Here is a 25883-nt window from a genome sequence, read left to right on the forward strand (position 1 = left end):
ACCGACGCCGGTCGCTCAGCCGCCGAAGTTGGAGCGGCAGGGCCGCGAGCGCAGCGCCTCGACGTAGTCGGCCGGGGCGTCGGCGGCCTCGGCGGCGTCGGCCAGGGTGCCGAGGTAGGTCGCCGACGGCAGGCCGCCCTCGAAGGCGTCGAGCACGTAGGCCCACGCCACGACCTCGGAGTCGAGCAGCGAGACCCGCACCTTGACCTTGCGGAACAGCCCGGTGTCGGCCGACTCCCAGCCGTCGAGGGCCGAGACGTCCTCGTCGGTGATGTCGTAGATGCCGACGAAGACCTGCTCGAACGGGTCCTGGACGATCGTGGCCAGCGCGCCGTCCCAGCCGTGCTCCTCGCCGCCGAAGGTGAGGCGCCAGCCCTCGAGCCAGCCGGTGCCGCGCAGCGGGGAGTGGGGGCAGCGCTCGCCCATCCGGGCGGGATCGAGGTTGGTCCCGTAGGCGGCGTACAGCGTCACCGCGCCAGCCTAAGGGGCGCATCGGACGCTCCTCGCATGCGACACAATGTGCGCGTGACGACACCAGACTTCGGGCAGGGCCAGCGGGTCGTGATCATCGGCGGCGGGCCGGGGGGCTACGAGGCGGCACTGGTCGCCCAGCAGCTCGGGGCCCGGGTCACGGTCGTGGACAGCGACGGGCTCGGCGGCTCGGCGGTGGTCACCGACTGCGTGCCCAGCAAGACCCTGATCGCCACCGCGGAGCTGATGACGGAGTTCTCGGGGGCGCCCGAGCTCGGCGTCCAGTTCGAGGACCACGAGGGCGACCCCGCCCACCAGCTCACCGTCGACCTGGCGACCGTCAACGCCCGGGTGAAGCGGCTGGCCCACGACCAGTCCGACGACATCGGTCGCCGCCTCGCGGACGAGGGCGTCGAGGTCCGCCACGGCCGCGGCCGGCTCGAGGGCGCCGGGGTGGTCGTGGTCGACCTCGCCGACGGCGGCTCGGAGCGGCTCGAGGCCGACGCCGTGCTGCTCGCCACCGGTGCGGCTCCCCGCACGTTGCCCACCGCCGAGCCCGACGGGGAGCGGATCCTCACCTGGGAGCAGGTCTACGACCTGACCGAGACGCCGTCCCACATGGTCGTGGTCGGCTCCGGCGTCACCGGGGCGGAGTTCGCCAGCGCCTACATGGCGCTGGGCATCGAGGTCACGCTGGTCTCCTCGCGCGACCGGGTGCTGCCCGGCGAGGACGCCGACGCCGCCGAGGTGCTGGAGGAGGTGCTGACCCGGCGCGGCATGCAGGTGCTGTCGAAGTCGCGGATGGAGTCGGTCACCCGGGAGGGCGACCAGGTCACCGTGCGCCTCACCGACGGCCGCACCGTGACCGGCTCGCACTGCCTGCTGGCGCTCGGCTCCATCCCCAAGACCGCCGGCATCGGGCTCGAGGAGGCGGGCGTCGAGCTCGACGGCGGCGGTTTCGTCAAGGTCGACCGGGTCTCGCGCACCTCCGCCCGCGGGGTGTACGCCGCGGGCGACTGCACCGGCGTGCTGATGCTGGCCAGCGTGGCCGCCATGCAGGGCCGGATCGCGATGTGGCACTTCCTCGGCGACGCCGTGACCCCGCTCGACCTGGGCCAGGTGTCCTCCAACGTCTTCACCGCGCCCGAGATCGCCACCGTCGGCTGCTCGCAGCGGGCCGTCGACGCGGGGGAGGTGCCGGCCGAGACCGTGCGCCTCGAGCTGGCCGGCAACCCACGCGCCAAGATGCAGGGCGTGCGCGACGGCTTCGTCAAGCTCTTCGCCCGTCGCGGCACCGGCATCGTCATCGGCGGCGTCGTGGTCGGGCCCCGGGCCAGCGAGCTGATCCACCCGATCTCGATCGCGGTGGCCGAGTCGCTGACCGTCGACCAGCTGGCCCACGTGTTCACGGTCTACCCCTCCATGAGCGGCTCCATCGCCGAGGCGGCCCGTCGCATGCACCACTTCACGACCCGATAAATACAACGATGTCATTTATGGGCGTCATGGAAATGCATTCTGGAATTCGTCCCGGGTCCTATTAGGGGCAGACATACTCGAGTCCGGTCCGTCTCCCACCCCACCGGTCACCGAGGTCCCCATGTCACGCATCCGACGCGGTCTCGGCGTCGTCGGCGCCGCTGCACTCCTGCTCGCGACCGGGCTCGCGAGCCCACCGGCGGCCACCGCCGCGGGGTCCCCCGTCGGTGCGGCCGCCCCCGACGTTCAGGCCGCCGACGCCGGCTGGGCCGTGCCCTCCGACGGGGTGGTGAGGCTGCGCGGCCACGGCTACGGCCACGGCCACGGGATGTCGCAGTACGGCGCCCGCGGGGCGGCCCAGAAGGGCCTGACGCACCAGCAGATCCTGGCCTTCTACTACCCCGGGACGACCCTGGGGACGACCTCGGGCAACATCTGGGTCCACCTGACGGCCGACACCGACGGCACCCTCCAGGTGCTCCCGGCGACCGGGCTGCGGGTGCGCCAGGTGGGCAGCGGGTCGTCGTACGTGCTGCCGACCTCGGTGGGGAGCGCCACCCCGACCTCGTGGCGGCTGCGCACGGTCTCGGGCCGGATCGTCCTGGAGTACCTCGCCGGCAGCAGCTGGCGCGCGCACGCGCCGAAGGACGTGACGCTGTCCGGCGCCGCGGCCTTCTACCGCCCCGGCGGCACGGTCACCCTGCGGGTCGGGAGCTCCGACCGGACCTACCGCGGCTCGCTGCGCTACGTCGCCGGCGCCACCGTCAACGTGCTGCGCCTCGACGACTACGTGCGCGGCGTCGTGCCCCGCGAGATGCCCGTCTCCTGGGAGGGCGCCGCGGTGCGCACCCAGGCCGTCGCGGCACGGACCTACGCCGCGTGGGAGCGCGCCGACCACCTGGGCCGCTCGTGGCACACCTGCGACACCACCTCCTGCCAGGTCTACGGCGGGGTCGGCTCGGAGCACCCGCTGGGCGACGCCGCCGTCAAGGCGACCGCCGGCCAGGTGCTGCGCTGGAAGGGCGAGCCCGCGTTCACGCAGTTCTCCTCCAGCAGCGGCGGCTGGACGCGCGCCGGCAGCATGCCCTACCTGGTGGCCAAGGCGGACCCGTACGACGCCAACGCCAGCAACCCGATGAACACCTGGTCGACCACCCTCAAGCGCACGACCGTGCAGTCGGCGTACCCCTCGATCGGGACGCTGCAGTCGCTGCGCGTCACCCGCCGCGACGGCAACGGCGACTGGGGCGGGCGCGCCACCGCGGTGCTGCTCCGCGGCTCCAAGGGCGAGGTCACCGTCAGCGGCTCGACGTTCCGCTCGCGGTTCGGGCTGCGCTCGGACTGGATCAGGTTCGGCAGCTGAGCGCCGGGGGCGATCGGCCCAGATCGGAGGCTTTCCTCACGTACGCTGGCCCCATGACGACGCAGATCGCCGACCCCGCGGAGTTCCTCCCGCGCCGCCGGCCCTCCCAGGAGCGCAGCCGGCGTCGTTTCGACGACATCCTGCGCGCCGCCCGGGCGCTGCTCGTCGAGGTGGGCTTCGAGTCGTTCACCTCCGAGCAGGTGGCGCTGCGCGCGGGCGTGCCGATCGGCTCGCTCTACCAGTTCTTCGGCAACAAGTACGCCATCATCTGCGAGCTCGACCGCCTCGACACCGCCAACGTGCAGACCGCGCTCGCCGAGTTCGCCGCCGAGATCCCCACCCTCGCCTGGGGCGACCTGCTCGAGAAGCTGCTCGACCACCTCGCCGCCCTGTGGCGCACCGACCCGTCGCGGCGGGCGGTGTGGCTGGCGATGCAGGCCACGCCGCCCACCCGGGCGCTGGCCGCGACCCACGAGCGCGAGCTCGCGGCGCAGGTCACCCGGCTGCTGGCTCCGCTGACCCCCGGCTCCAAGATCACCCACCGGCAGTCGCTGGCCGAGGTGCTGGTGTATGTGACGTACTCGATGCTCAACTTCTCCATCCGCGACGGCCAGTCCCACCCCGACGCCGTGGTCCAGCTCAAGACGCTGCTCACCGGCTACCTCATCGCCGCCGAGACCGAGGCCGCGCAGCAGCGCTCCGGCGCCTGAGACACGCCCCGCGCGGGCCTTGTGACTGGCCCGTAACCCCGAAGTCGTGGGACGGTGGACCCAATGCGAGACGAGCCTCGCGTTTCCAGCGTTCAACCCGAGGGGTCCATCGTGTCTTTCCGTCGAATCGCGATCGTCAACCGTGGCGAGTCCGCCATGCGGCTGCTGCACGCCGTGAGCGAGCTGAACGCCGCGAACCCGGTCGAGGACCACGTGCAGACCGTCGCCCTGCACACCTCGGGCGAGGCGGACGCGATGTTCGTGCGGCAGGCGGACCTGGCCCACGACCTGGGGCCCGCGTCCGCGCGGCCGTACGTCGACCTGGCCGTCCTCGAGCGCGCCCTGCTGGAGACCGGCGCCGACGCGGTGTGGCCCGGCTGGGGCTTCGTCGCCGAGGACCCGTCGTTCGTGGACCTGTGCGACAAGCACGGCGTCACCTTCATCGGCCCCAGCGCCGAGGCGATGCGCCGGCTGGGGGACAAGATCGGCTCGAAGCTGATCGCCGAGGAGGTCGGCGTCCCGGTCGCGCCGTGGAGCCGTGGCGCCGTCGACACCCTGGAGGAGGCCCTCGCCGCCGCCGAGCAAGTGGGCTACCCGCTGATGCTCAAGGCCACCGCCGGCGGTGGTGGTCGCGGCATCCGCATGGTGGCCTCGCCGGCCGACCTCGAGGACGCCTACCAGCGCACCAGCGACGAGGCGCTGCGCGCCTTCGGCAACGGCACCGTCTTCCTGGAGCGCCTGGTCACCGGCGCCCGCCACGTCGAGGTCCAGCTGATCGCGGACAGCCACGGCACCGCGTGGGCGCTGGGCGTGCGCGACTGCTCCATCCAGCGCCGCAACCAGAAGGTGATCGAGGAGTCGGCCTCGCCGCTGCTCGCCCCCGAGCAGGTCGAGGAGCTCAAGACCGCCGCCGAGCAGCTCGCGCTGGCCGTGGGCTACGTCGGTGCGGGCACCGTCGAGTTCCTCTACCACCCCGGCGAGCGCACCTTCGCCTTCCTCGAGGTCAACACCCGCCTGCAGGTCGAGCACTCGATCACCGAGGCCACCACCGGCATCGACCTGGTCCGCGCGCAGATCCACGTCGCGCAGGGCGGCCGGCTCGAGGGCGAGAAGCCGGCCGAGGTCGGCCACGCCGTCGAGGCCCGGCTCAACGCCGAGGACCCCGACCGCGACTTCGCCCCCGCCCCGGGCCGCATCGAGCACCTCGAGCTGCCCTCGGGCCCCGGCATCCGCGTCGACACCGGCGTCGCCGAGGGCGACACCATCCCGCCCGACTTCGACTCGATGATCGCCAAGATCATCGCCTACGGCCGCACCCGCGACGAGGCGCTGGCCCGGCTGCGCCGCGCGATGACCTCGACCACCGTGGTCATCGAGGGTGGCGCCTGCAACAAGAGCTTCGTGCTCGACCTGCTCGCCCAGCCCGAGGTCGTCAGCGGCGACCCGGCCGGGGGAGTCGCGTGGGCCGACACCGGCTGGATCGACCGCGTCCGCGCCGAGGGCAGGCTCGCCTCCCACGCCCACGCGGGCGTCGCGGTGGTCGCCGCCGGCATCGAGGCCTACCTCGAGGGCGTCCGGATCGAGACCGCCCGGCTGATCGAGACCGCCCACGGCGGCCGACCCTCGGCCTCCCACGAGGTGGGCCGTCCGGTCGAGCTCAAGCTGCGCGGCGTGCCGTACCAGGTCGCCACGATCAACACCGGCCCCGGCCGCTTCCGGGTCAGCGTCTCCTCGGGGTCCAGCTCCCAGACCGTCGACGTCGCCATGGCCCACGTCGACGACGTGCGCCGCCGCCTGGTCGTCGGCGGCCGGCGCTACAGCGTCGTCACCGCCACCCACGGCCCCACCACGCTGGTCGAGGTCGACGGCGTCGCCCACCGCGTCAGCCGCGACGAGGGTGGCGTGCTGCGCTCGCCCGCCCCGGCCCTGGTCGTGGCCACCCCGGTCACCGTCGGCGACGAGGTCGAGGCCGGCGCGACCGTGGTCGTGCTGGAGTCGATGAAGATGGAGACCGCGCTGCACGCGCCCTTCCCGGCCCGGGTCAAGGAGCTGCACGTCATCACCGGCAGCCAGGTCGAGACCGGTGCCGCGCTCATCAAGCTGGAGCAGCTGGGGGAGGGGACCGAGGAGGTCGCCGACGCCGGCCCCGGCGTCGACCTGCCGGCCGACGCGGGCGTCGACCCCGCGACCCAGCGCGAGCGCGCCCGCGCCGCGCTCAGCGCCGTCGTCCTCGGCTACGACGTGCCGCCGGAGGACCAGGACGCCGCGCTCTCGGAGTACCTCGCCGTGCGCGACACCGTCCAGGACGACCAGGTCGGGGCCGGCTCCGTGCTGTCCGACGAGGTCACCCTGCTGGAGACCTTCGTCGACCTCGCCGAGCTGAGCCGCAACCGCCCGGCCGACGAGGACCGCCAGAGCGAGCTGCGGGTGCACAGCTCGCGCGAGCACTTCCACACCTACCTGCAGAGCCTCGACGCCGACCGCGGCGGCCTGCCCGAGCAGTTCCGCGAGCGGCTGCAGCGGGTGCTGCGCCACTACGGGCTCACCTCGCCCGACCGCACCCCCGAGCTCGAGGCGGCGGTCTTCCGGATCTTCCTGGCCCAGCAGCGCACCACCCCCGAGGTGGCGCTGGTGGCCGCCCTGCTCGGGGCGTGGAGCCGCGAGGCGCCGCCCGTCGGCGACCTCGCCGGCCGGGCCCGCGAGGTGCTCGAGCGCCTGGGCCGCGTGCCGCAGTCGCGCTACCCCGCGGTGGGCGACCTGGCCCGCAGCGTGCGGTTCCGGTGGTTCGACCAGCCGGCCGTCGACGCCGAGCGCACGGGCGTGCTGCTCGGCATGCGCGACGAGGTGGAGGCGCTCGCGGCGTCGGCCGACGCCCCCGACCGCGCCCGCCGGATCGAGGCGCTGGCCGCGATCCCCGAGCAGACCGTCGGGTTCCTGTGCGACCGCCTGGTCCGCGGCGTGCCCGAGCGCGAGCCGATGCTCGAGGTGCTCGCGCGGCGCCACTACCGCGAGTACGACCTGCACGACGTGCGCTCCCTCGACGAGCCCCGGCCCGTCGTGGTCGCCGACTACGTCCTCGACGAGCGGCCCACGCGGCTGGTCTCCTCGATCGGCAGCGTCGCCGAGCTGGTCGACGGCTCCGAGCTGGTCGCCGCCGTCGCCTCCCACGTCGCCGAGCGCGCGACCGGCGAGGACGCCGTCGTCGACCTCTACCTGTCCTGGCCCGAGGCGCCCTCGGCCCCGGACGAGGCGAGCGCGCAGCTGCACGCGCTGCTCGACGCGCTGCCGCTGACCCGTGACGTGCGCCGCGTCTGCGTCGCCATCTGCGCCGGCGGCGGCGACCGCCACGTCGGCTACTTCACCTTCCGTCCCGCCGACGACGAGGGCGCCGCGTCCTCCGGCCAGGCGATCGTCGAGGACGACCTGACCCGCGGGGTGCACCCGATGGTCGGTCGCCGCCTCGACCTGTGGCGGCTGCGCCGCTTCCACGTCACCCGCATCGACGCCCCCGAGGACGTGCTGCTCTACGAGTGCGTGGCCCGGGAGAACCCCTCCGACCGCCGCCTCGTGGCGCTGGCGCAGGTCCGGCAGATGTCGGTCGTGCGCGACGACGACGGCACCATCACGGCCCTGCCGCACGCCGAGCGCGCGGTGGAGAGCTGCCTGGAGTCGATCCGGCGCGAGCGCGTGGCCCGCGGCCGCGACGGCGCGAAGCTCGACCTCAACCACGTCTGGGTGCACGTGTGGCCGGTCGTCGACCTCGACCTCGACGCGCTGGGCGCGCTCGGCTCGAAGATCAGCCCGCTGACCGACGGCGCCGGCGTCGAGGAGGTCGTGGCCCAGGGCCGCCTGGCCGTCCCGGGCGCCGACCCGGTCGCCATGGCCGTGCGCTTCAGCGCCCGCCCCGGCTCCGGCGTCACCACGACCGTCGAGGACCCGCCGACCGAGCTGCTGCAGCCGCTGGACGACTACACCTCCAAGGTGGTCCGGTCGCGGCGTCGCGGCCTGGTCTACCCCTACGAGCTCAGCGGCGTGCTCGCCGGCCCCGGCGGCTCCCTGGTCGAGCACGACCTCGACGACACCGGCCGGCTGGTCCCCGTCGACCGGCCCTACGGCCTCAACAAGTCCGGGATCCTCGCCGCCGTCGTCACCACCCCGACCCCGCTGCACCCGCAGGGCGTCACCCGAGTGGTGCTGTGCGGCGACCCGACGAAGTCGCTGGGCTCGGTCGCCGAGCAGGAGTGCCTGCGCGTCATCGCCGCGCTCGACCTGGCCGAGGAGATGCAGGTCCCGGTGGAGTGGTTCGCGCTCTCCGCCGGCGCCCGGATCTCGATGGACTCCGGCACCGAGAACATGGACTGGGTGGCCAAGGCGCTGCGCCGGATCGTGGAGTTCACCCAGGACGGCGGCGAGATCAACGTCGTGGTCGCCGGCATCAACGTCGGCGCCCAGCCCTACTGGAACGCCGAGGCGACGATGCTGATGCACACCAAGGGCATCCTCGTCATGACCCCCGAGAGCGCCATGGTGCTGACGGGCAAGCAGTCGCTGGACTTCTCCGGCGGCGTCTCGGCCGAGGACAACTACGGCATCGGCGGCTACGACCGCGTGATGGGCCCCAACGGCCAGGCGCAGTACTGGGCGCCCGACCTCGCCGGCGCGTTCGGCGTGCTGATGGCCCACTACGAGCACACCTACGTCGCGCCCGGCGAGACCGGCCCGCGGCGTACGCCCTCCGTCGACCCGGTGGACCGCGACATCTCCTCCTTCCCGCACGCGGTGGAGGGCAGCGACTTCACCTCGGTCGGCGAGATCTTCTCGGCCACGGCCAACCCGGACCGCAAGAAGGCCTTCGACATCCGCACGGTGATGCGTGCGGTGGCCGACCAGGACCACGGCGTCCTCGAGCGCTGGGCCGGCATGGCCGACGCCGACACCGCCGTCGTCCAGGACGCCCACGTCGGCGGCTACCCGGTGTGCCTGCTGGGCATCGAGAGCCAGTCGGTGCGCCGCTCGGGCTTCCCTCCCACCGACGGCCCGAACACCTACACCGCCGGCACGCTGTTCCCGAAGTCGTCGAAGAAGGCGGCCCGGGCGATCAACTCCGCCAGCGGCAACCGGCCGCTCGTGGTGCTGGCGAACCTGTCGGGCTTCGACGGCTCGCCGGAGTCGATGCGCAACCTGCAGTTGGAGTACGGCGCCGAGATCGGCCGCGCGATCGTCAACTTCCGCGGCCCGATCGTGTTCTGCGTCATCTCCCGCTACCACGGCGGGGCGTTCGTGGTCTTCTCGAAGGCGCTGAACCCGAACATGACGGTGCTGGCCGTCGAGGGGTCGTTCGCCTCGGTCATCGGCGGTGCTCCCGCCGCGGCCGTCGTCTTCACCGGCGAGGTCGAGAAGCGCACCGCGGCCACGCCGGCCATCCGGTCGCTCGACGAGCGGATCGCCTCGGCCCGCGGCGCCGAGCGCATCGGCCTGCAGGTCGAGCGCGCCCAGCTCCGCACCGCGGTCCGGGCCGAGAAGATCAGCGAGGTGGCGGCCGAGTTCGACGGCATCCACGACATCCACCGGGCCGTCGAGGTCGGGTCGGTCGACGCGGTCATCCCCGCGGCGCGGCTGCGGCCCGAGATCGTGGCGGCGATCGAGGGGTACGCCGCCCGCGGCTGAGGCGGTGCGCGCGTAGCCTGCAGCGCATGTGCCGCGTTCTCGCCTACCTCGGGCCCGAGATCCCGCTCGAGGACCTGCTCCTCAAGCCCCGCAACAGCCTGGTCAACCAGACGCTGGACCCGGAGCGACACCCCCAGCTGCAGCTGGCCGGGTGGGGCTTCGGGATCTGGAGCGAGCACCTGCTCAAGCCGGACGTGCCGCTGATCTACCGCCGGCCGGTCGCGGCGTTCTACGACGACAACGTCGAGGGGATCGTCCCGCACCTCCAGGTCAGCACCCTGCTGTCCCACGTGCGGGCTGCCGACTACGACGCCGGTGCGGTGCTGGCGGACGAGAACTGCCATCCGTTCTGCTACACCGGGACGCCCTGGATCGTGGCCCAGAACGGCGACCTGCCTCACTGGAAGCTGCTGCAGCGCGAGCTGCTCCAGCACTGCCGGGACGAGTTCTTGGAGCAGATGACGGGCACCACCGACACCGAGTTCCTCTACGTGCTGCTGCTCTCCCTGCTCGAGGGCGACAGCAACGAGGACGTCCAGCGCGGCTTCGAGAGGCTGGTCGAGCTCGTCGTCGCCGCGATGGCGACCCTCGACCTCGGCGGGCTGGCCAAGCTGAAGATGGCGCTCGTGCGGCCCGGCCGGATCATCGGCGTCAATGTCGGCACGGGCCACCATGGCGAGACCGATCCGGAGGGGGACTGGCGCGAGCTGCGCAAGTCGGGTCCCGGCACGGACGACTACGCGCTGTCGATGCTGCTGGAGCCGATGTACCTGCTCATGGGACGCGACTTCACGCACGACGACGCGGCGTACGGCTTCGACGACTGCAGCGAGGAGGAGGCGACCTCGGTGATCTTCGCCTCCGAGCCGCTGACCGAGGAGGCCGATGACTGGCTGCCCCTGGAGTTCGGCGAGATCGTGTTCCTCGAGCGGGTGGGGGGCACGGTCACGCGCGAGGTGCGCAGGCTCGCGACATGAGCCGCGAGCTGCCGCGTCCGGTGCGGGTCGTCACACCCGACGACCTGGTCGTCGCCGACCCCACCTCGGGCATGCACCGTGCCCGCGCCTTCGAGCTCCCGCTGCTGTGGGCGGGCCAGGTCGAGACCGAGCCGGGCGCGGTCTCCGGCTGGCACCACCACGAGCGCAACGAGTCGAGCCTCTACGTCGTCCGGGGCGTGCTGCGCCTGGAGTTCGAGGGACACGAGGGCTACCTCGACGCCGGTCCCGGTGACTTCGTCCACGTCCCGGCCTGGACCGTCCACCGGGAGTCGAACCCGTCCCGGGAGCCGTCGCTCGCCGTGATCGCCCGGGTGGGCGGCGGGGTGCCGACGGTCAACGTCGAGGCGCCGGGCGTCGGGTAGCGGCCGCGGTCGGCCGCCACGTCGCGTCGCCGTCAGCTGGTGCGGTCGAGGACCAGACGGACGGCTTCGTCGGGTGCGTCCCACTGCGGAAAGTGGCCGCAGCGCTCGAACCAGTGCAGCTCGGCGTCGGGGAAGAGCTCCTTCGCGCGGGCGGCCTGTCGGGGGACGGTCACCAGGTCGCGACGACCCCACCCGATCGTGACCCGGCCGGGCGCCGTGCCAGCAGGGGCTCCCTGCTGCGTCGGGCCCTTGGTCAAGGCGTCCAGGGCAGCCCCGGTCGACGGAGAGTCGGCCAGCCCACGCACGTCGGGCAGCACGGTCTCGCCGGACAGTGCCCACGGCCGGGCCGAGAGCTGCGCCAGCAGCAGGGTCCGGCCCACGGGGCTGCCCAGCAGGGCTGGCAGCCTGTCCCGCAGCACCCGCACCAGCGCGATGGACGGTCGCAGCGTCGCCCCGAAGACCGCGAGCTCGCGGGGGCTCCAGAAGCCGCCCGGGTCCAGCGCCACGGTGTCGCCGCCGACGCCCCGGCGCGCGAGCTCCAGCACGATCCGCCCTCCCATCGACTGGCCGACCGTCGAGACGCCGTCCAGGCCCTGCTGGTGGACGAAGTCCGCGACGGAGTCGGTCAAGGTGGCGACCGAGACCTCGCCGTCCAGCGGGGGTGTGTCGCCGAACCCGGGCAGGTCGATCGCGATGACCTCGCGACTCGCGGCCAGCTCGTCGAGGACCGGGTCCCACGACCTCCACCCGGCGCCCAGGCCGTGCACGAGCAGCAGCGGGCGACCGCTGCCTCGGACCACGTGATTCAGTGCCACCTGCTCGACGCTAGCCGGTCGACCCCCGGGGTGGACCTGCCACGGGCGCAGGCGAGGACGCATGAGGGGCGCGCGGGCACCGCACCGTCGGACCGAGCCGGGGCCGCTGTCATGCCAGCAGCAGCAGCTCCTCCTCGGGCGTGTGCCACGAGGACCAGAACCGGACCAGGTCGCCGCCGTCGCCCAGGTCGTCAGGGGGTGCCACCCACCCGGGTGGGTCGGGGGCGGTCGAGACGTGGGTGTGGCCGGTGGGGGTCGTGGTGAGCACCTGGTGGCGGTCGCCGGGCAGGGGCATCGCCTGCCAGCCGTGGGCCTGCTTGGCGTAGTTGCAGGCCTCGCACAGGCCCTGTCCGTTGGCAGCGCTCGTGTCGCCGTCGTCGGCGGCCGGGACGACGTGGTCGGCGTGGCGGACGGGGGCGTCGCACCAGGGGGTGCGGCAGACCTGGTCGCGGGCGAGGAGGAACTTGCGCAGCTCGCCGGTGAAGGTGCGGCGCCGCGAGTCCATGGCGACGAGGTCGCCGGTGCCGGGGCGGGTGTAGAGGCGACGCAGCCAGGCGCGGGGAGCGTCGCGCACGACCTGGCGGGCCAGCGCGGCGTGGATCGGGCCGTAGCCCACCACCCGGGCGGGGGCGTGGTCGTCGGTCAGCAGGGTGCCGTCGGTCATCACGAGCTGCACCTCGACGTCGACGTCGGACGCGTGCTCCTGCCCGGTGAGGCGCTTGACGAGGGTGTCGGCCATGACCTGGCCGCGGGTGCGGGGCGGCTCGCTCGCGTCCGACCCGGGTGAGCCGCTGCCGCATGCGGTGGTGTCGGCGGCACGGCGCAGCGCGGCCAGGCAGGCGACGCCCTGCTCGACGGGCAGGAACGCGGTCAGGTAGCTCATCGTGTCGGGGGCGGGACGCAGGCTGACGTGGCGGTCGGCCCGGGCTCCGCGCGTGCGACGGATCGCCGACCCGGGGTCGAGCCGGTAGCCGATCGCCCGCGCCTGGGCAGCCGCCCCCCGGTCGCCGAGGCCGCCGAGCCGGTCGGCCAGCTCCGCGTCGACCTGGCCGCGGTGCTCGGCCGACAGCACGGCGGTCTCGCGCACCACCACGGTGGCGCGCCACTCGCTGATCTCGCCGCGCGCGAGCAGGTCGAGGGTGCGGGGCATCTCGCGGACCAGCGCCTTCGCGAGCCCGAGGTCGCGGGCGCCACGGTGGGGGCTGCTGCGTCGGGCGAGGGCGACCTCCGCGGCCAGTCCCCGGCACCGCTGGGCGGCGGGGACGCCACGGGCGGCCTCCCGGGTGGTCCGGTCGCGGGCCAGCTGGTCGGTCACCCGGGCCTGGGCCGCGGCGATCGCACCCTTGAGGCACTCCAGGGCGGTCAGCAGGGCCACGTGGTCGACCTCCGTCCCCCCGGCACCGTCGAGACCGGCGAGCCGTTCGCGCGCGCGGTCGAGGTCGACGGCGGTGGGGGCCGGCGAACCGAGGACACATGGATCGAACACGTGTTCGATCTTAGACCTGGGCTCTGACAGGGTCCAGGGAGGTGGTGACGGTGTGGACCCGAACCAGGGCTCAGGCCTCCTGCAGCACCACGAACGCGAGCGCGACGTCGGCGTCGGGGTCGTGGGAGAGCGACAGCAGCACCTGCCGGCCCACCAGGGCGGCGGCGACGGCGCCATGGAGCCGCACCGCCGGCCGGCCCCAGGCGTCGCTGACGACCTCGATCTCCCGGAGGTCGACCGCCGCGGGATCGACGTCCTCGGGGTGCCCGTAGCGGGTGCTCGACCAGGCCTTCAGCACCGCCTCCTTGGCCGCCCAGCGGGCGGCCAGGCCCTGCGCCTCCTGGGAGGCCGAGCGGCCGCCGCGGCGTGCGGCGCGCCGCTCGCCGGGCGTGAACACCCGGGCGAAGCGGGTGCCCGGCTCCGCGAGCTGGGCGGCGAAGGCGGAGACGCCGACGACGTCGACGCCCACCCCCGCCGCCCGCTCGAGGGGCGTGGAGTCCGGGCCGCCCCCCGACCGGCCCGGGTCCGGGTCAGCGACCGGCTCGGGCATACACCCCGTCCTCGCCCAGTCGCGCCTGCGGGTCGACGAGCATGGCGCTCTCGTCGGCCTTGGTCGCCTTGAGGTCGGCGTCGGCGAACCGGCGCTGCTCGGCCTTGACGAACAGCGGGTCGCCGCCGTGCATGGCGTCCAGGCGACGGGCCTCGCCGGCGACGAGCCGGGCGCTGGCCTGGGCCAGCCAGGCCTCGCGGCGCTCGGCCGGCAGCGCCGCGACGAACGCACCGGGGTGCGCCACCACGATCATGGCCGACACGTGGCCGAAGCCCAGGCTGGTCAGCACGCCGGCCTTGAGCGGGCCGGTGTGCAGCGCCTGCCGGAGCCAGACCAGGTGCTCGTTCTCCGACAGCGCCTCGTCGACGCAGTCCAGCGCGCGGTTGGGCGCGATGGTGCCGGCGGCCAGCGTCTGGCACAGGCCGTTGAGCTGGAAGGCCGCGGCACCGCCCTTGGCGTGACCGGTGAGCGACTTCTGGCTCACGACGAACAGCGGCGAGCCGGTGGTGCGGCCCAGCGCGGCGGCCAGCTTCTCGTGCAGCTGCGACTCGTTGGGGTCGTTGGCCGCGGTCGAGGTGTCGTGCTTGTAGACCACGCCCAGGTCGTCCGCACCGAGGCCCAGGGCGCCCAGGCCCTTGGCCAGCGGCGAGCTGGTCCCGCCGACGCCGGCGCCCAGCGCACCGATGCCGGGAGCCGGGATCGAGGTGTGGATGCCGTCGGCGAAGGACCCGGCGTACGCCACCACCCCGAGGACCGGGAGGCCCATCTCGAGCGCGACGTCGCCGCGCGCCAGCACCGCGGTGCCGCCGCCCTGGCCCTCGACGAAGCCGCCGCGACGGCGGTCGTTGGGCCGCGAGACGTAGCGCTCGTCGATGCCCTTGTCGAGCATCGAGGCGGTGTCGGCGGTGGCGCTCATGTTGCCGAAGCCGAGGATGCCCTCGATGCCGAGGTCGTCGAAGCCGCCGGCGACGACCACGCTGGCCTTGCCCAGCTTGATCTTGTCCACGCCCTCCTCGACCGAGACGGCCGCGGTGGCGCAGGCAGCGACGGGGTGGACCATCGAGCCGTACCCACCGAGGTAGGACTGCACGGTGTGCGCGGCCACGACGTTCGGCAGCGCCTCCTGCAGCACGTCGTTCGGGGGCTGCTCGCCGAGCAGCGCGTCGACGTACATCCGGCGGGTGGACTGCATGCCGCCGATGCCGGTGCCCTGGGTGTTGGCGAACTGCGTCGGGTGGACCCAGCGCAGCAGCTCGGCGGGCGTGAAGCCGCTGGAGACGAACGCGTCCACGGTGGCCACGAGGTTCCACGCGGCCAGCCGGTCGGCGGACTCCACCATCGAGCCCAGGCCCCACACGGCGGGGTCGAACCCGTCGGGCACCTGCGCGCCCACGAAGCGGCTCAGCTTGAAGCGGCGCGGGACGCGCATCTCGCTGCCGGCCAGTCGGGTGACCAGCCAGTCGCCGTCCTCGGTCGCGGTGATCCGGGTGCGGGCGGGGTCGGCCTGCGCGAACGCGTCGGCCTCGTCGCGGGTGCGGACCACGAAGGAGGTGTCCTGCTCGAGGAACACCGACACCATCAGCGGGGCGGTGTTGTCGATCATCTGGTTGTCGTCGCGGTAGCGGCGCACCCCGACCCCGGCCTCGATCTCCTCGCCGAAGCGCTCCACGACGTCGGCCTCGGTGAGGTGCTCGCCGCTCTTCGCGTCGTGCCAGCCGGCGACGGGGGAGGTCTCCCAGACGATCTTGCCGGTCGTCCACGCCAGCTCGAGGACGCCGGCCGGGGACAGGGAGTCCTCGACCTCGAGCTCGAAGCGGGTGCGGGCCGATCCCACGGGGCCGACCTCGCCGGCGCCGACGATGACCACGAGGTCCGCGGGGTCCGCGTCGATCGGGGCCCAGTCCATCGTGGCCTGCGCGGTGCCCCACCCGGCGGGGTGGGTCAGCGCCCGGACGGTCGTGCTGGCCTCGCCGTCGGCGGACGTGCGCCGCTCGGCTGCGGCCGCCTGCTCCCGGGCCTGGCGGCCCAGGGAGGCGAGGTCGAGGTCGGCCTCGCCGAGGCCTCCGGTCAGGTCGACCACCACCGGCTCGGTGGCGGCCGCCTCGCGGGAGGCGGAGGTGCACAGCGCGAGCAGCTCGGAGGCCATCTCGGTCGGCGACCAGGTCCGGACGCCGGCCGCCTCGACGGCGCCGACCAGCGGGTCGTTGCCGCCCATCAGGCCGGTGCCGCGGACCCAGCCGATGTGGGCGTGGGCGAAGGAGACGCGGGCGGCCCAGTCGGACTCGGCGTGCCAGCGCTGGACGAAGGCGTCGAAGGCGGCCTTGGCCTCGCCGTACGCCCCGTCGCCGCCGAAGCGACCACGGTTGGGCGAGCCCGGGAGCACGACGTGGACGCGGCGGCCGACCTGGTGGTCGGCGCCCTGGGCGGCCAGGCCGGTGACCAGCCGCTCCACGCCCCACACGAGGACGCGGAACTCGACCTCGGCCCGCGGGCCGGCGTCGGCCGCCGTGCCCTGGACCGACGGGGCGGCGAAGGGGAAGACCAGCGTCGGCGAGAGCGCGGGGCGCAGCTCGGTGCGCTGGCCGCCGGCCTCCTCCACCACGGGGGAGGAGATCCACTCGACGAGCGCGTCGACGTCGGCGTACGACGCCAGGTTGGCCGGCAGCACCCACAGAGCGGCGCCGTCGGAGGCGTGGTCGCGGTAGAGGCCCTTGAAGAACTCCTGGCGACCCTGGTCGAGCCGCGAGGTGGTGGCGACGACGGTCGCTCCTCCGCGCAGCAGGTCGGCGACCACGGCGGCCGCGATGGAGCCGGGGGCGGCACCCGTCACGACGGCGACGTCGTCGGACCACTCGCCCCCCTGCTCGGCGCCGGACACCGCGTGCTCGTAGAAGTCCACGAGGTCGGTGCGCTGCTCGCGGCGGGCGCGGTCGAGCCACCACTGCGCCTGGGCGAGGGCGGCGGCGTCGAGGCCGGCGAAGCTGCGGCCGCGCACGGCGTCGTCACCGGTCCAGATCCGGGCGAGGTCCTCGCGGACCGAGGCCCAGCGGTCGTCGAGCAGCACGGCGCGCTTCGCGTCGAAGGACGGGGCGACCTTGCGGGCCCAGTCGGAGCCGAGCTCGCGCTCGACCAGGGCCACCAGCTCGGCGTCCAGGTCGGGGCCGGACTCCTCGAGACCGGGCTCGCCCAGTCCGAGCTGTCCGAGCAGGTGGCGCGCCGTGGAGGCGAGCACCCCGTCGGGACCCGTGATGGAGGCCGTGATCTCGCCGAGCGCGGCGGCGTCGACGGTGGCGCCCTCGCCGCCGGAGCCACCGGCGGGCAGGCCCACCGTGACGCCGTGGGCGGAGGCGACCTGGGCGATGGCGTGGTCGACGGCCGACGCGAGGTCGGAGGTGTCGACGTCGAAGCCCAGCGACCCACCGCGGGTCGAGGAGCCGTCGCGCAGGCCGAGGGCCAGCGTGGCCTGGACGTGGCTGACCCAGCCGGGGCCGAGCTGCCAGCTGTCCTTGACGCGGTCGGTGATGGCGGCGGGCTTGGCGCCCACGGAGCCGGCGAACTTGCGCAGCTGCTCGCTGACGGCCTCGGTGAGGACCGGGCCGAAGGCGGAGTAGGCGCGGGCCAGCTTGGTGACCGTGACGCCGAGCGCCTTCCAGTCGGCCTCGGCCGCGCCGTCGATCGCCCCGAGGCCGAGCTCGGCGCCGAGGTCGACGAGGAGCTGGTTGCGGCGCGAGGAGACCCCGTCGCACAGCGCCTCGATGGTGTCGGCGCTGCCGATCTGGTCGGGCCGGACCTTGGTGCGCAGCGCGGCCAGGGTGGTGGTCGCGGCAGCGGCGTCGTACGTCAGGTCGGCGGGGCGGTCGGCACCCGCGGCCGCCACGGGGGCAGCAGCGGCCTGCGGCTTGGCCTCGGCGGGGGCGTCGGCGGTGGCCGTCGTGGCGGCGGGCTCGCTCGGTGCCTCCTCGGACTCGTCGTCCTCCACCACGGGGGTGTCGGTGGCGAACACGACGGCGGCGTCGCGCGAGGAGTTGACGATCCGCGGGGCGGTGCCGGTGTAGGAGGCCAGCTTGGTGGTCTGCGTGGCGAGGTTGGCGATGGTGGGCGCGTTGGCCACGCCGACCTCGACGAACTGCTCGATGCCGATCCCGTGGCCGAGGGGGAACTCCTGCTCGGGCGAGCCGAACAGCAGGTCCTGGGTCTCGATCCAGCGCACCGGGCTGGCGAACTGCCAGGCCAGCAGCTCGATCAGCAGCGCCCGGCCAAGGCGCGAGGGGTCGGCCGACCAGGTGTCCCAGTCGGCCAGGGCCGGGGTGAGCAGCGGCGAGTCGACGTACGCCGCCACCTCCTCGACGTAGGACCGGTCGAGGCTGAACAGGCGCGGCACCAGGTTGGGGATGTAGCGCCCGATCAGCAGCGTCGGGTCGATCGTCGCGGGCAGCAGCTCGTCGAGCTTGGCCCGGAAGTCGTCGACGCCGGCGTGCAGCTCCGAGGAGTGGAAGGGCACGTCGATGCCGGGCACCAGGATGAAGGCCGGCTTGCCGCCGAGGCGCGCCCGGCGCTCCTCGATGACGTCCTGGAGCTGCTCCAGGCCGCGGACCGTGCCGGCGATGGCGTACTGCGAGCCGCGCAGGTTGTAGTTGACGATCTGGATGAACTCGCCGGACTCGCGGGCGATCTCGGCCACGAAGTCGGCGACGTCGTCGTCGGCGAGCCGGATCTGCGAGGGGCGGATCGCGGCGAGGCGGTAGTTGGAGCGGCCCTGGCCGTCGCGGGGGACCAGGTGGTGCATGGCCATGCCGCGGCGGAAGACGATCTCCAGCAGGGCCTCGAGCGGGAGGATGCCGGTGACGGCGGCGAGCGCGTTGTACTCGCCCACCGAGTGGCCGCAGGTGATCGCGCCCTCGACGAAGACGCCGGCCTCGCGCATCTCGGCCACCTGGGCGACCGCGAGCGTGGCCATGGCGACCTGGGTGAACTGCGTCAGGAACAGCACGCCGTCGGGGTGCACGTGGCGCTCCCCGTCGGCCCACACGGTGGTGGGGTTGTCGCGGACGACGGCCAGGATCGAGAAGCCGAGGGCCTCCCGGGTGTGGGCGTCGGCGCGGTCCCAGACCTGGCGGGCGGCGGCCGAGCGCGAGCGGGCGTCGAGGCCCATGCCCTGGCTCTGGATGCCCTGGCCCGGGAAGGCGTACGCCGTGCGCGGGGCGGCCACGACGGCCTCCGCGACCATGGCCAGCTCGCCGTCGGCCTTGACGCTGACCTCGAGGACGAGGTCACCGGCCTGGACGCCGGTGCGCTCGACGGTGACCTCGACGCTCGCGCCGGGCGCGACCGGGGCGACCCAGCGGGTCAGCCAGCTGCGGATCTGGCGGGGGTGCTGCGTGGCGCCGACGGTGGCCGCGGCGCGCTGGGCGACCGCGGAGGTCCACATGCCGTGCACGATCGGGCCCTCGAACCCGGCCAGGCGGGCCGCGGGGACGTCGGTGTGCAGCGGGTTGTGGTCGCCGCTGACCGCCGCGAAGGCGCCCATGTGGTGGGGCGCGGTGACGGTGAAGCGGTCCAGCCGGGCGCGGGGCTTGTCCTCGGCGTCGGTGACGACCGGCGCGGGTGCGGCCAGGGCGGCCTCGCCCGTGCGGCCGCGGACCATGAAGCGCTCGGTGAGGTCGGCGACGGGTCGGTCACCGGCGGTGACGGCCACCTCGACCGAGATCACCTGGCCGGCGGTGGCGTCGACGACGCCGGTGCGGGTGGCGGTGAGGGTGAGCTCGGTGCCCTCCGCGAGCGAGCCGAGGGTCTCCGCGAGCACGATCCGGTGGTCGAGGTGGACCAGGTCGAGCAGGCCCTCGACCGGGCCGATGCAGGCGAAGACGGCCGGCCACGCCAGGCCCACCAGGGTGTCGGGGACGGCGCCCTGCTGGGGGTCGGCCACGGCGTCGCCGCGGCGGCGGCGGGTCGGGTCGGTGACGCCCACGTGGTCGGCGACCAGGTCGGCGGTCCAGGAGGCGGTCAGGCTCGCGGTCGCGCCCTGCGCGCCGTCGGTCACCACGGGCAGCGAGCCGCCGGCGGTGACGGCGAGCAGGTTGCCCATGGCGGTGGTGACGGCGTCCTCGGAGATGACGGGCAGGCCGCCGGCCGGGACCGCAGAGAGGTCGACGGTGAGCGCGAGCTCGCCGTTGAGCAGCGGCACCCGCAGCACCGCGGCGCGGCTGGTGGCCACGTCGCCGACGGGCTCGAGGGTGGCGTCGGTGCCGGTGAGGCGGTGCAGCGGGTTGGTGACCACGCGGCCGGCCCAGACGACGTCGTGGGCGTCGCGGGCGGCGTCGAGCAGCGTCACGTCGTCACCGACGGTGGTGCGGCCCGCGGCGGGCAGGACCGGGGCGTCGGCGGCGGTCAGGTCGGCCACGACGGCCGCCTCGAAGCGGTCGAGCAGGTCGGCGACCGGCTCGTCCTTGACGGTGATGCCGGCGACGGCGACCGGGCCGGGGATGACGATGACGCCGTCGGCGTCGTACGCCTCGTCGTGGGCCTGCCACAGCGAGTCCGAGCGCCACCAGCGACGCACGTCGGCGTCGATGACGGGCACGAACGGGACCGGCTTGCCGGGACGGCGGCACACCTCGACGAAGAAGTGCAGGTCGGCGGGGTGCAGCACGCAGTCGAGCGCCTGCGGGTGGGCGGCGACCAGGGTGTCGACGGCGGCGGCCGCGGCGGCGGGGTCGGTGGCCAGGGCGGCGAGGTCGTAGGGGCGCTCGACCTCGCCGGTGGTCTCGGGGCTGACCCGGGCCAGGGTGCGGTCGAGCAGCTCCTCGAAGCGGGTGCGCAGCGTGACGTCGAGCCAGTCGCCGGCGGTGTTGGGGCCGCCCTCGACGGACTCGGCGACGCGGGGGCCGGCGAGCTCGAGGTAGCGGCGCAGCACCTGCTCGTAGGTCATCGCGGCGACGTCGCCGAAGTAGGGCTTGCAGGTGGCGGCCATGGCGGCGACCAGCTCGTCCTTGCGGGCGGTGGCGGCCTCGGCGTCGCCGGCGACCTGGTCGAGCAGGGCACCGCAGCGCGAGGCGGCGTTGTCGATCTCGTGGATGTCGGCGCCGAGCTGGCTGCGACCGGAGGTGACGTCTCCCGCGGCCTGGTTGACGCCGACCCAGCCGCCGTTCTGGTCGGGGGTGAGGCCCGGCGTCGCGACCAGGAGGTCCTTGACGGAGTCGGACGTGGTGGCCTCGAGGGTGGCCATCGCGGCCGTGCCGATGAGCACGCCGTCGACCGGCATCGCGGCCTCGCCGTGGGCGGTGGACCAGGTGCCGCGAAGGTAGTCGACCGCGCGGTCCGGGGTGCCGATGCCGCCGCCGACGCAGACGACGAGGTTGGGGGTGGCGCGCAGCTCGGGGTACGTCGCGAGCAGCAGCTCGTCGAGGTCCTCCCACGAGTGGTGGCCGCCGGCGACGCCGCCCTCGATGTGGGCGATGACGGTGGTGTCCACGGCGCGGGCGATGGCCAGGACCTGGCGGATCTGCTTGACCGTGCCGGGCTTGAACACCACGTAGCCGATGCCGGCCGCGTGCAGGTCCTCGATGATGCCGACGGCGTCCTCGGTCTCGGGGACGCCGGCGCTGATGACCAGGCCGTCGAGGGGGGCGCCGGCGAGGCGGGCCTTCTGGACCAGGCGCTGGCCACCGACCTGCATCTTCCACAGGTACGGGTCGAGGAACAGGGTGTTGAACTGCGCGGTGGCGCCCTCGTCGAGCAGGTCGGTCAGCCGCGCGACGTTGCTGGCGAAGATCGCCTCGCTGACCTGGCCGCCACCGGCGAGCTCGGCCCAGTGGCCGCGGTTGGCGGCCGCGGCGACGATCGCGGGGTCGACGGTGGTCGGCGTCATGCCGGCGAGCAGGATCGGGGACTTGCCCGTCAGGCGGGTGAAGGCGGTGTCGACGACGGGACGGCCGTCGCCGCGGTCGATCAGGCGGGGGGCGTACGCCGCCCAGTCGGCCGCCCGGGGCACGCGGGCGCCCGGCGTGAAGAGCAGGTCGCGACCGGCCGTGGTGGCCGCCGCGACGACGGTGACGCCGCGACCGCGCAGCGCGCGGCCGGTCATGTTGGCCGACAGGTCGGCCGGGCCGAGGTCGACGACCCAGTCGGTCTGGGCGCCGATGGCGTCGACGAGCTCGCGGGGCCAGTCGACGGTCTCGACGCAGATCGCCTGCGCGAGGTGCTCGGCCAGGGCGGCGTCGAGGCCGCACAGCTCGGCCCACTCGCGGACCAGCGCGACGGCCGGGGCGAGCGCGGGGTGGTGGAAGCCGAGGGCGACCGGGACCGACTCCAGCGTCGGCGCGAAGGCGCGACCGCCGCGGGTCTTCTGCTCGATCTCGGAGGCCTCGCGGGCGGCGCGGGCCTCGATGGCGGTGCGCAGGGTCCGCAGGGCGGCGCTGGAACCGCTGACGACCAGGCGGCGGGGGCCGTTGACGGCCGCGACGACGGCGGGGTCGCGCTCGTCGGAGACCTCGGCGAGCAGTGCCTCGATCTCGCTGACGGCGGCGCCCGAGACGGCGAGCATGGGGGAGTCCTCGCCGTGGGCGACCAGGCCGGCGCGGCGGCCGACGATGCCGGCGGCGGCACCGATGAGGCGCGCGATGGCGAGCAGCTCGACGTCGCTGCGGGCGTCGCCCTCGCGGCGGCCGGCGAAGGCAGCGACGCCGAGGATGCCCTGCGAGTGGCCGATGGACGCGACCGGCGCGACGCGCGTCAGGTCGAGGCCCTCGGCGGCCAGCAGGTCGAGCGTGGCGAGCTGGGTCAGCAGCACGCCGGGCAGGCCGAGGCCGGGGGCCGCGGTCGCGTCGGCGGCCGGCACCTCCTCGGCCTGCAGCCAGCGCTGCGGCTCGAAGGGGCGGGGCAGGGCCGGCGCGAGCCGACCGGCCACGGGGGCCACCAGGCGCTCCGACTCCTCGACCAGCGCGGTCAGGCGCGCCAGGTCGGGGTCCTCGCCGAAGAGCTCGCGCAGGGTGCCGAACCAGTCGGTCCCCTGGCCTCCGAACGTGACGGCGAACTCCTCGCCGTCGTGCAGCCGGTCAGCCAGGCTGTCGCCCCGCTCGGGGGTGGCGTGGTCGTGGGTCAGCGTGCTCGGAGGAAGCTGAGTCATGTGAGGAGTGTGTCATGTTCGGCGCCTGAACCCGAAATTCTCCTCACGTTTTTTGCGAGGCTGTCGTCGGATTCCGGCGTACCCGTCGGTACACCCGGGAGTAGCGCCCCGAAGGTCGGTTTGCGGCCCGTTTCGCGGAGCCGGGGTGTGCGCCATCCCACACGCCCGGGAGTCCCGGCTCAGGGGCGGGGTGAGGCCGTGCGGAGGTCGGCGAGGCGGCGTGCGTCCAGCGGGGAGGTACGCCGCGCCAGCCGGCCGTCGAGCACGGCCGCGGCCCGCTCGGTGGCCCCGGAGCCGGCCAGGGCGTGGACCAGGGTGTCCTCGACGACCTCGCGCTGGGCCGCGCTGCCGCCCAGCGCGGTCAGGCGGGGGAGCAGCGCCTCGAGGTGGTCCGCCGCGGTCGCCAGGTCGCCCTCGACCACGAGCTGCAGCGCCCGGGCCAGCGGCGCGACCACGTCGCGGAAGGTCGCGTCGGCGTGGGCCAGGGAGGTGGTCCGCAGCGCGGCCAGGCCGACGGCGTCGCCACGGGCGGCCAGGCCCAGCGCGGCGTGCATCGCGGCGAAGGCCGTGGGCGGGGTGATCAGCCAGCCGTCCGGGGCCGCCGCGGTGACCGCCTCGGCGGGGAGCGGCCCCGACCAGGTGCCGGTCACGTGGCAGCGCCACAGCAGCGAGCCGCTGTCGACCAGGGCCCGCGACCCCGTCACCACCGGCGGGGCGAGCTCGCGCTCGTAGCGGCGGTGCACGGCGTCGAGGTCGCCCTGCACCAGCTCGTGGAGCGCCGCGTGCCACGAGAAGTGGGAGCGGTGCTGGGCCTGGCGGCCGCAGGTGCGGATCCACCCGTCGAGCCAGGCCAGGCCCTCGGCGTGGCGGCCGGTCTCGTAGAAGACGTGGGCGCGGGCGTGGACGGCGTGGCCCGAGGCGGGCTCGACCGACAGGGCGTAGGCGGACAGTGCCTCGGCCTCGGACCAGCGCTCCTGGTCCTGGCGGACGAAGGCCAGCTGTCCGGCGTACCACCAGTCGTCGCCGTAGGTCTTGCCCAGGCCCTCGACCAGGTCGGCGGTCTGGCGGCCCGAGGTGAGCCCGCCGAAGGCGACCGTGGGCACGGCGACGCTGACGGCCAGCGCGTCGCGGGGGAAGAGCCGGATGTGGCGCAGCAGCGCGGCCGCACCGGTCGGCTCGTCGGTGCGCAGCCGGGTGGTGACGGCGTCGAGGAAGCTGACCTCGCGGTCGTCGAGGTGGTGGTCGGCCGCGGCCTCGTGGGCGGCGGCGAGCGAGCGCCGCCAGGAGCCGGCCGCGCCCCACTCGTGGCCGAGCAGCGCGAGCGCGGCGTGGGCCTGGGCGAACCCCGGGTCGAGCTCGACGGCGTGCCGCAGGCCGTCCTCGACGCCGTCCTGGAGCCGGAGCAGCCGGCCGAGCGCGTCGTCGTAGGCCCGGGCGGCGGCCCGGCCCGTGGTGAGCGTCAGCCCGTAGGTGTCGGTCGGGCGGCGGCGGGTCTCGCCGTGCAGCGCGCGCACCACGCCCTGGGCCACGGCGTAGGTCTGCTCGCGGATCTCGGGCATCGCCGTGGACTCCCACAGGTTGCCGCGCCGCAGCGCGCCGAGCGCGAAGAAGGGCATCGAGCCCGGCAGCACGCCGGTGACCCGACCGTCGTCGGCGGTGTCGATGCCGAGGCCGGCCGGCCCGGGGCGGACGAGGCCGGTGCGGGCCAGGCGCGAGAGCAGCGGGTCGGAGGCGATCGAGCCGACGGGGCCGGTGCAGTTGACCACGGCGTCGACGTGCAGCACCTCGCCGCCGGTGAGCGTCACCTCCCAGGCGCCGCCGGTGCGGCGTGCCGCCTCCAGGGTGCCGGTGTGGTGCACCAGGCGTCCGGACCCGTCGAGCTCGGCCAGCCGGGCGGCCGTCACCGGGGGCATCCGGTGGCGGTGCACGTCCCAGGTGCGGGCGTGCTGGCGCAGGAAGCCGCGCTTGCCCTCGTCGCACAGGCCCTGCCACAGCTGGGCGGTGACCGGTCGGAGGCCGTCGAGCGCGGCCCGCCAGTCGCCGGTCTCGGCGACGGTGGCCCCCACGTGGTCGGCCACGACCCGGCTGAGCTCGTCGAGGGTGGTGACCCGGGTGATGCCGGGGGGCGGTGGCACGGCGGGGGTCGTGGGCAGCCGGTGGGTGCGGGGGAGCTCGCCGTGGCGCGACACGGCGTGCAGGGTGCGGCCCTCGCGGCCCGAGCCGGCGGCCGAGAGCGCGACGTCGACCATCGTCAGGCCGGTGCCGACGAGCAGCAGGTCGCCCTCGGGCAGCGGCTCGCGCCAGGGGTCGGCCACCAGGCCGGTCGTGCCGGCGAGGCCCTCGGGCGCCCAGTCGGTGCCCGGGCGCGAGCCCGTGGCCAGCACGACGGCGCGGGCCACGACCGACTCGCCGCCGCGCAGGCGCACCACGAAGCGGTCCCCGCGCCGGTCGACGGTCTCCACCACCTGGTGGCGGCGCTCGAGGCGGGCGTTGCCGGGGTACTCCGAGGCGGTCTCGAGCAGGGACTCCACGTAGCTGCCGTAGACGTGGCGCGGCACGAAGTCCTGCGGCTGGGTCGAGGCGTCGTGGTGGCGGCGCACCCACCGGAAGAAGTGCTCGGGGTCGCGCACGAAGGCGCTCATGCCGCTGGCGGGCACGTTGAGCAGGTGGCGCGGGTCGGTCGTGCGGTACGCCGTGCCGCGGCCGGTCGTCTCCTCAGGGTCGACCAGCACCACCCGGTAGCGCTGGGACAGCCCCGTCACCAGGTGGGAGGCCGTCAGCGTGCCGGCCGCGCCGGCCCCCACGACCACGACCGTGCAGTCACCCTCGCCACCGCGCATGGCTCACCCCCGTCATCA

At 74.6% G+C, this 25883-nt stretch carries 12 protein-coding genes; 6 read left to right on the top strand and 6 right to left on the bottom strand.

The genetic code is table 11. The features are described from left to right. Positions 1 to 15: 15 nt before the first annotated feature. Entirely contained in the window at positions 16 to 471 is a 456-nt protein-coding gene (locus BLU55_RS18365; RefSeq protein ID WP_091732767.1) for a gamma-glutamylcyclotransferase family protein, read from the bottom strand. Positions 472 to 525: 54 nt separating this feature from the next. On the opposite strand from BLU55_RS18365, the gene BLU55_RS18370 reads away from it, so the two are divergent. From BLU55_RS18370 to BLU55_RS18395, 6 genes are all read left to right on the top strand, one after another. Further along, positions 526 to 1950 (top strand): NAD(P)H-quinone dehydrogenase, encoded by a 1425-nt coding sequence (locus tag BLU55_RS18370; RefSeq protein WP_231916951.1) that lies wholly within the window; start codon positions 526 to 528, stop codon positions 1948 to 1950. 121 nt (positions 1951 to 2071) lie between these two features. Next, positions 2072 to 3313, top strand: coding sequence for a SpoIID/LytB domain-containing protein (locus BLU55_RS18375; RefSeq protein WP_091732773.1), 1242 nt, complete (start codon positions 2072 to 2074; stop codon positions 3311 to 3313). A 53-nt stretch (positions 3314 to 3366) separates the two neighbouring features. Then, positions 3367 to 4023 carry a TetR/AcrR family transcriptional regulator gene (locus BLU55_RS18380; RefSeq protein ID WP_091732775.1) on the top strand — a complete coding sequence of 219 codons (657 nt, stop codon included), beginning with the start codon at positions 3367 to 3369 and terminating at the stop codon, positions 4021 to 4023. Between the two features lie 111 nt (positions 4024 to 4134). Then, entirely contained in the window at positions 4135 to 9690 is a 5556-nt protein-coding gene (locus BLU55_RS18385) for an ATP-binding protein (RefSeq protein ID WP_231916952.1), read from the top strand. A gap of 26 nt (positions 9691 to 9716) precedes the next feature. Continuing rightward, positions 9717 to 10667 (top strand): class II glutamine amidotransferase, encoded by a 951-nt coding sequence (locus BLU55_RS18390; protein ID WP_091732782.1) that lies wholly within the window; start codon positions 9717 to 9719, stop codon positions 10665 to 10667. Continuing rightward, the gene (locus tag BLU55_RS18395) at positions 10664 to 11050 is read left to right on the top strand and encodes a cupin domain-containing protein (protein WP_091732785.1); all 387 of its coding nucleotides are present in this window, start codon (positions 10664 to 10666) and stop codon (positions 11048 to 11050) included. The genes BLU55_RS18390 and BLU55_RS18395 overlap by 4 nt, the downstream gene beginning before the upstream one ends. Before the next feature lie 32 nt (positions 11051 to 11082). Here the strand turns inward: BLU55_RS18395 and BLU55_RS18400 are convergent, their stop codons facing one another. The 5 genes from BLU55_RS18400 to BLU55_RS18420 form a co-directional block, all read right to left on the bottom strand. After that, positions 11083 to 11865, bottom strand: coding sequence for an alpha/beta fold hydrolase (locus BLU55_RS18400; RefSeq protein WP_091732787.1), 783 nt, complete (start codon positions 11863 to 11865; stop codon positions 11083 to 11085). A 109-nt stretch (positions 11866 to 11974) separates the two neighbouring features. After that, positions 11975 to 13351, bottom strand: coding sequence for an HNH endonuclease (locus BLU55_RS18405; protein ID WP_197681042.1), 1377 nt, complete (start codon positions 13349 to 13351; stop codon positions 11975 to 11977). Between the two features lie 70 nt (positions 13352 to 13421). Further along, on the bottom strand, positions 13422 to 13901 hold the full coding sequence (gene acpS, locus BLU55_RS18410; RefSeq protein WP_091732792.1) for a holo-ACP synthase AcpS: 480 nt from the start codon (positions 13899 to 13901) through the stop codon (positions 13422 to 13424). Next, positions 13882 to 23025: a type I polyketide synthase gene (locus BLU55_RS20075; protein ID WP_172833935.1), complete on the bottom strand. Its 9144-nt coding sequence runs from the start codon at positions 23023 to 23025 to the stop codon at positions 13882 to 13884. Before BLU55_RS20075 ends, acpS begins: the two co-directional genes overlap by 20 nt. Before the next feature lie 179 nt (positions 23026 to 23204). Beyond that, on the bottom strand, positions 23205 to 25865 hold the full coding sequence (locus tag BLU55_RS18420; protein WP_091732795.1) for an FAD/NAD(P)-binding protein: 2661 nt from the start codon (positions 25863 to 25865) through the stop codon (positions 23205 to 23207). Positions 25866 to 25883 lie beyond the last annotated feature (18 nt).

Source organism: Nocardioides scoriae (assembly GCF_900104965.1).
In the GTDB taxonomy this organism is placed as follows: domain Bacteria; phylum Actinomycetota; class Actinomycetes; order Propionibacteriales; family Nocardioidaceae; genus Marmoricola; species Marmoricola scoriae.

Coding starts and splice junctions, on each gene's coding strand:
- BLU55_RS18375 (WP_091732773.1), top strand. CDS start 2,072: ATGTCACGCATCCGACGCGGTCTCGGCGTCGTCGGCGCCGCTGCACTC.
- BLU55_RS18380 (WP_091732775.1), top strand. CDS start 3,367: ATGACGACGCAGATCGCCGACCCCGCGGAGTTCCTCCCGCGCCGCCGG.
- BLU55_RS18390 (WP_091732782.1), top strand. CDS start 9,717: ATGTGCCGCGTTCTCGCCTACCTCGGGCCCGAGATCCCGCTCGAGGAC.
- BLU55_RS18395 (WP_091732785.1), top strand. CDS start 10,664: ATGAGCCGCGAGCTGCCGCGTCCGGTGCGGGTCGTCACACCCGACGAC.
- acpS (WP_091732792.1), bottom strand. CDS start 13,901: ATGCCCGAGCCGGTCGCTGACCCGGACCCGGGCCGGTCGGGGGGCGGC.
- BLU55_RS20075 (WP_172833935.1), bottom strand. CDS start 23,025: ATGACTCAGCTTCCTCCGAGCACGCTGACCCACGACCACGCCACCCCC.
- BLU55_RS18420 (WP_091732795.1), bottom strand. CDS start 25,865: ATGCGCGGTGGCGAGGGTGACTGCACGGTCGTGGTCGTGGGGGCCGGC.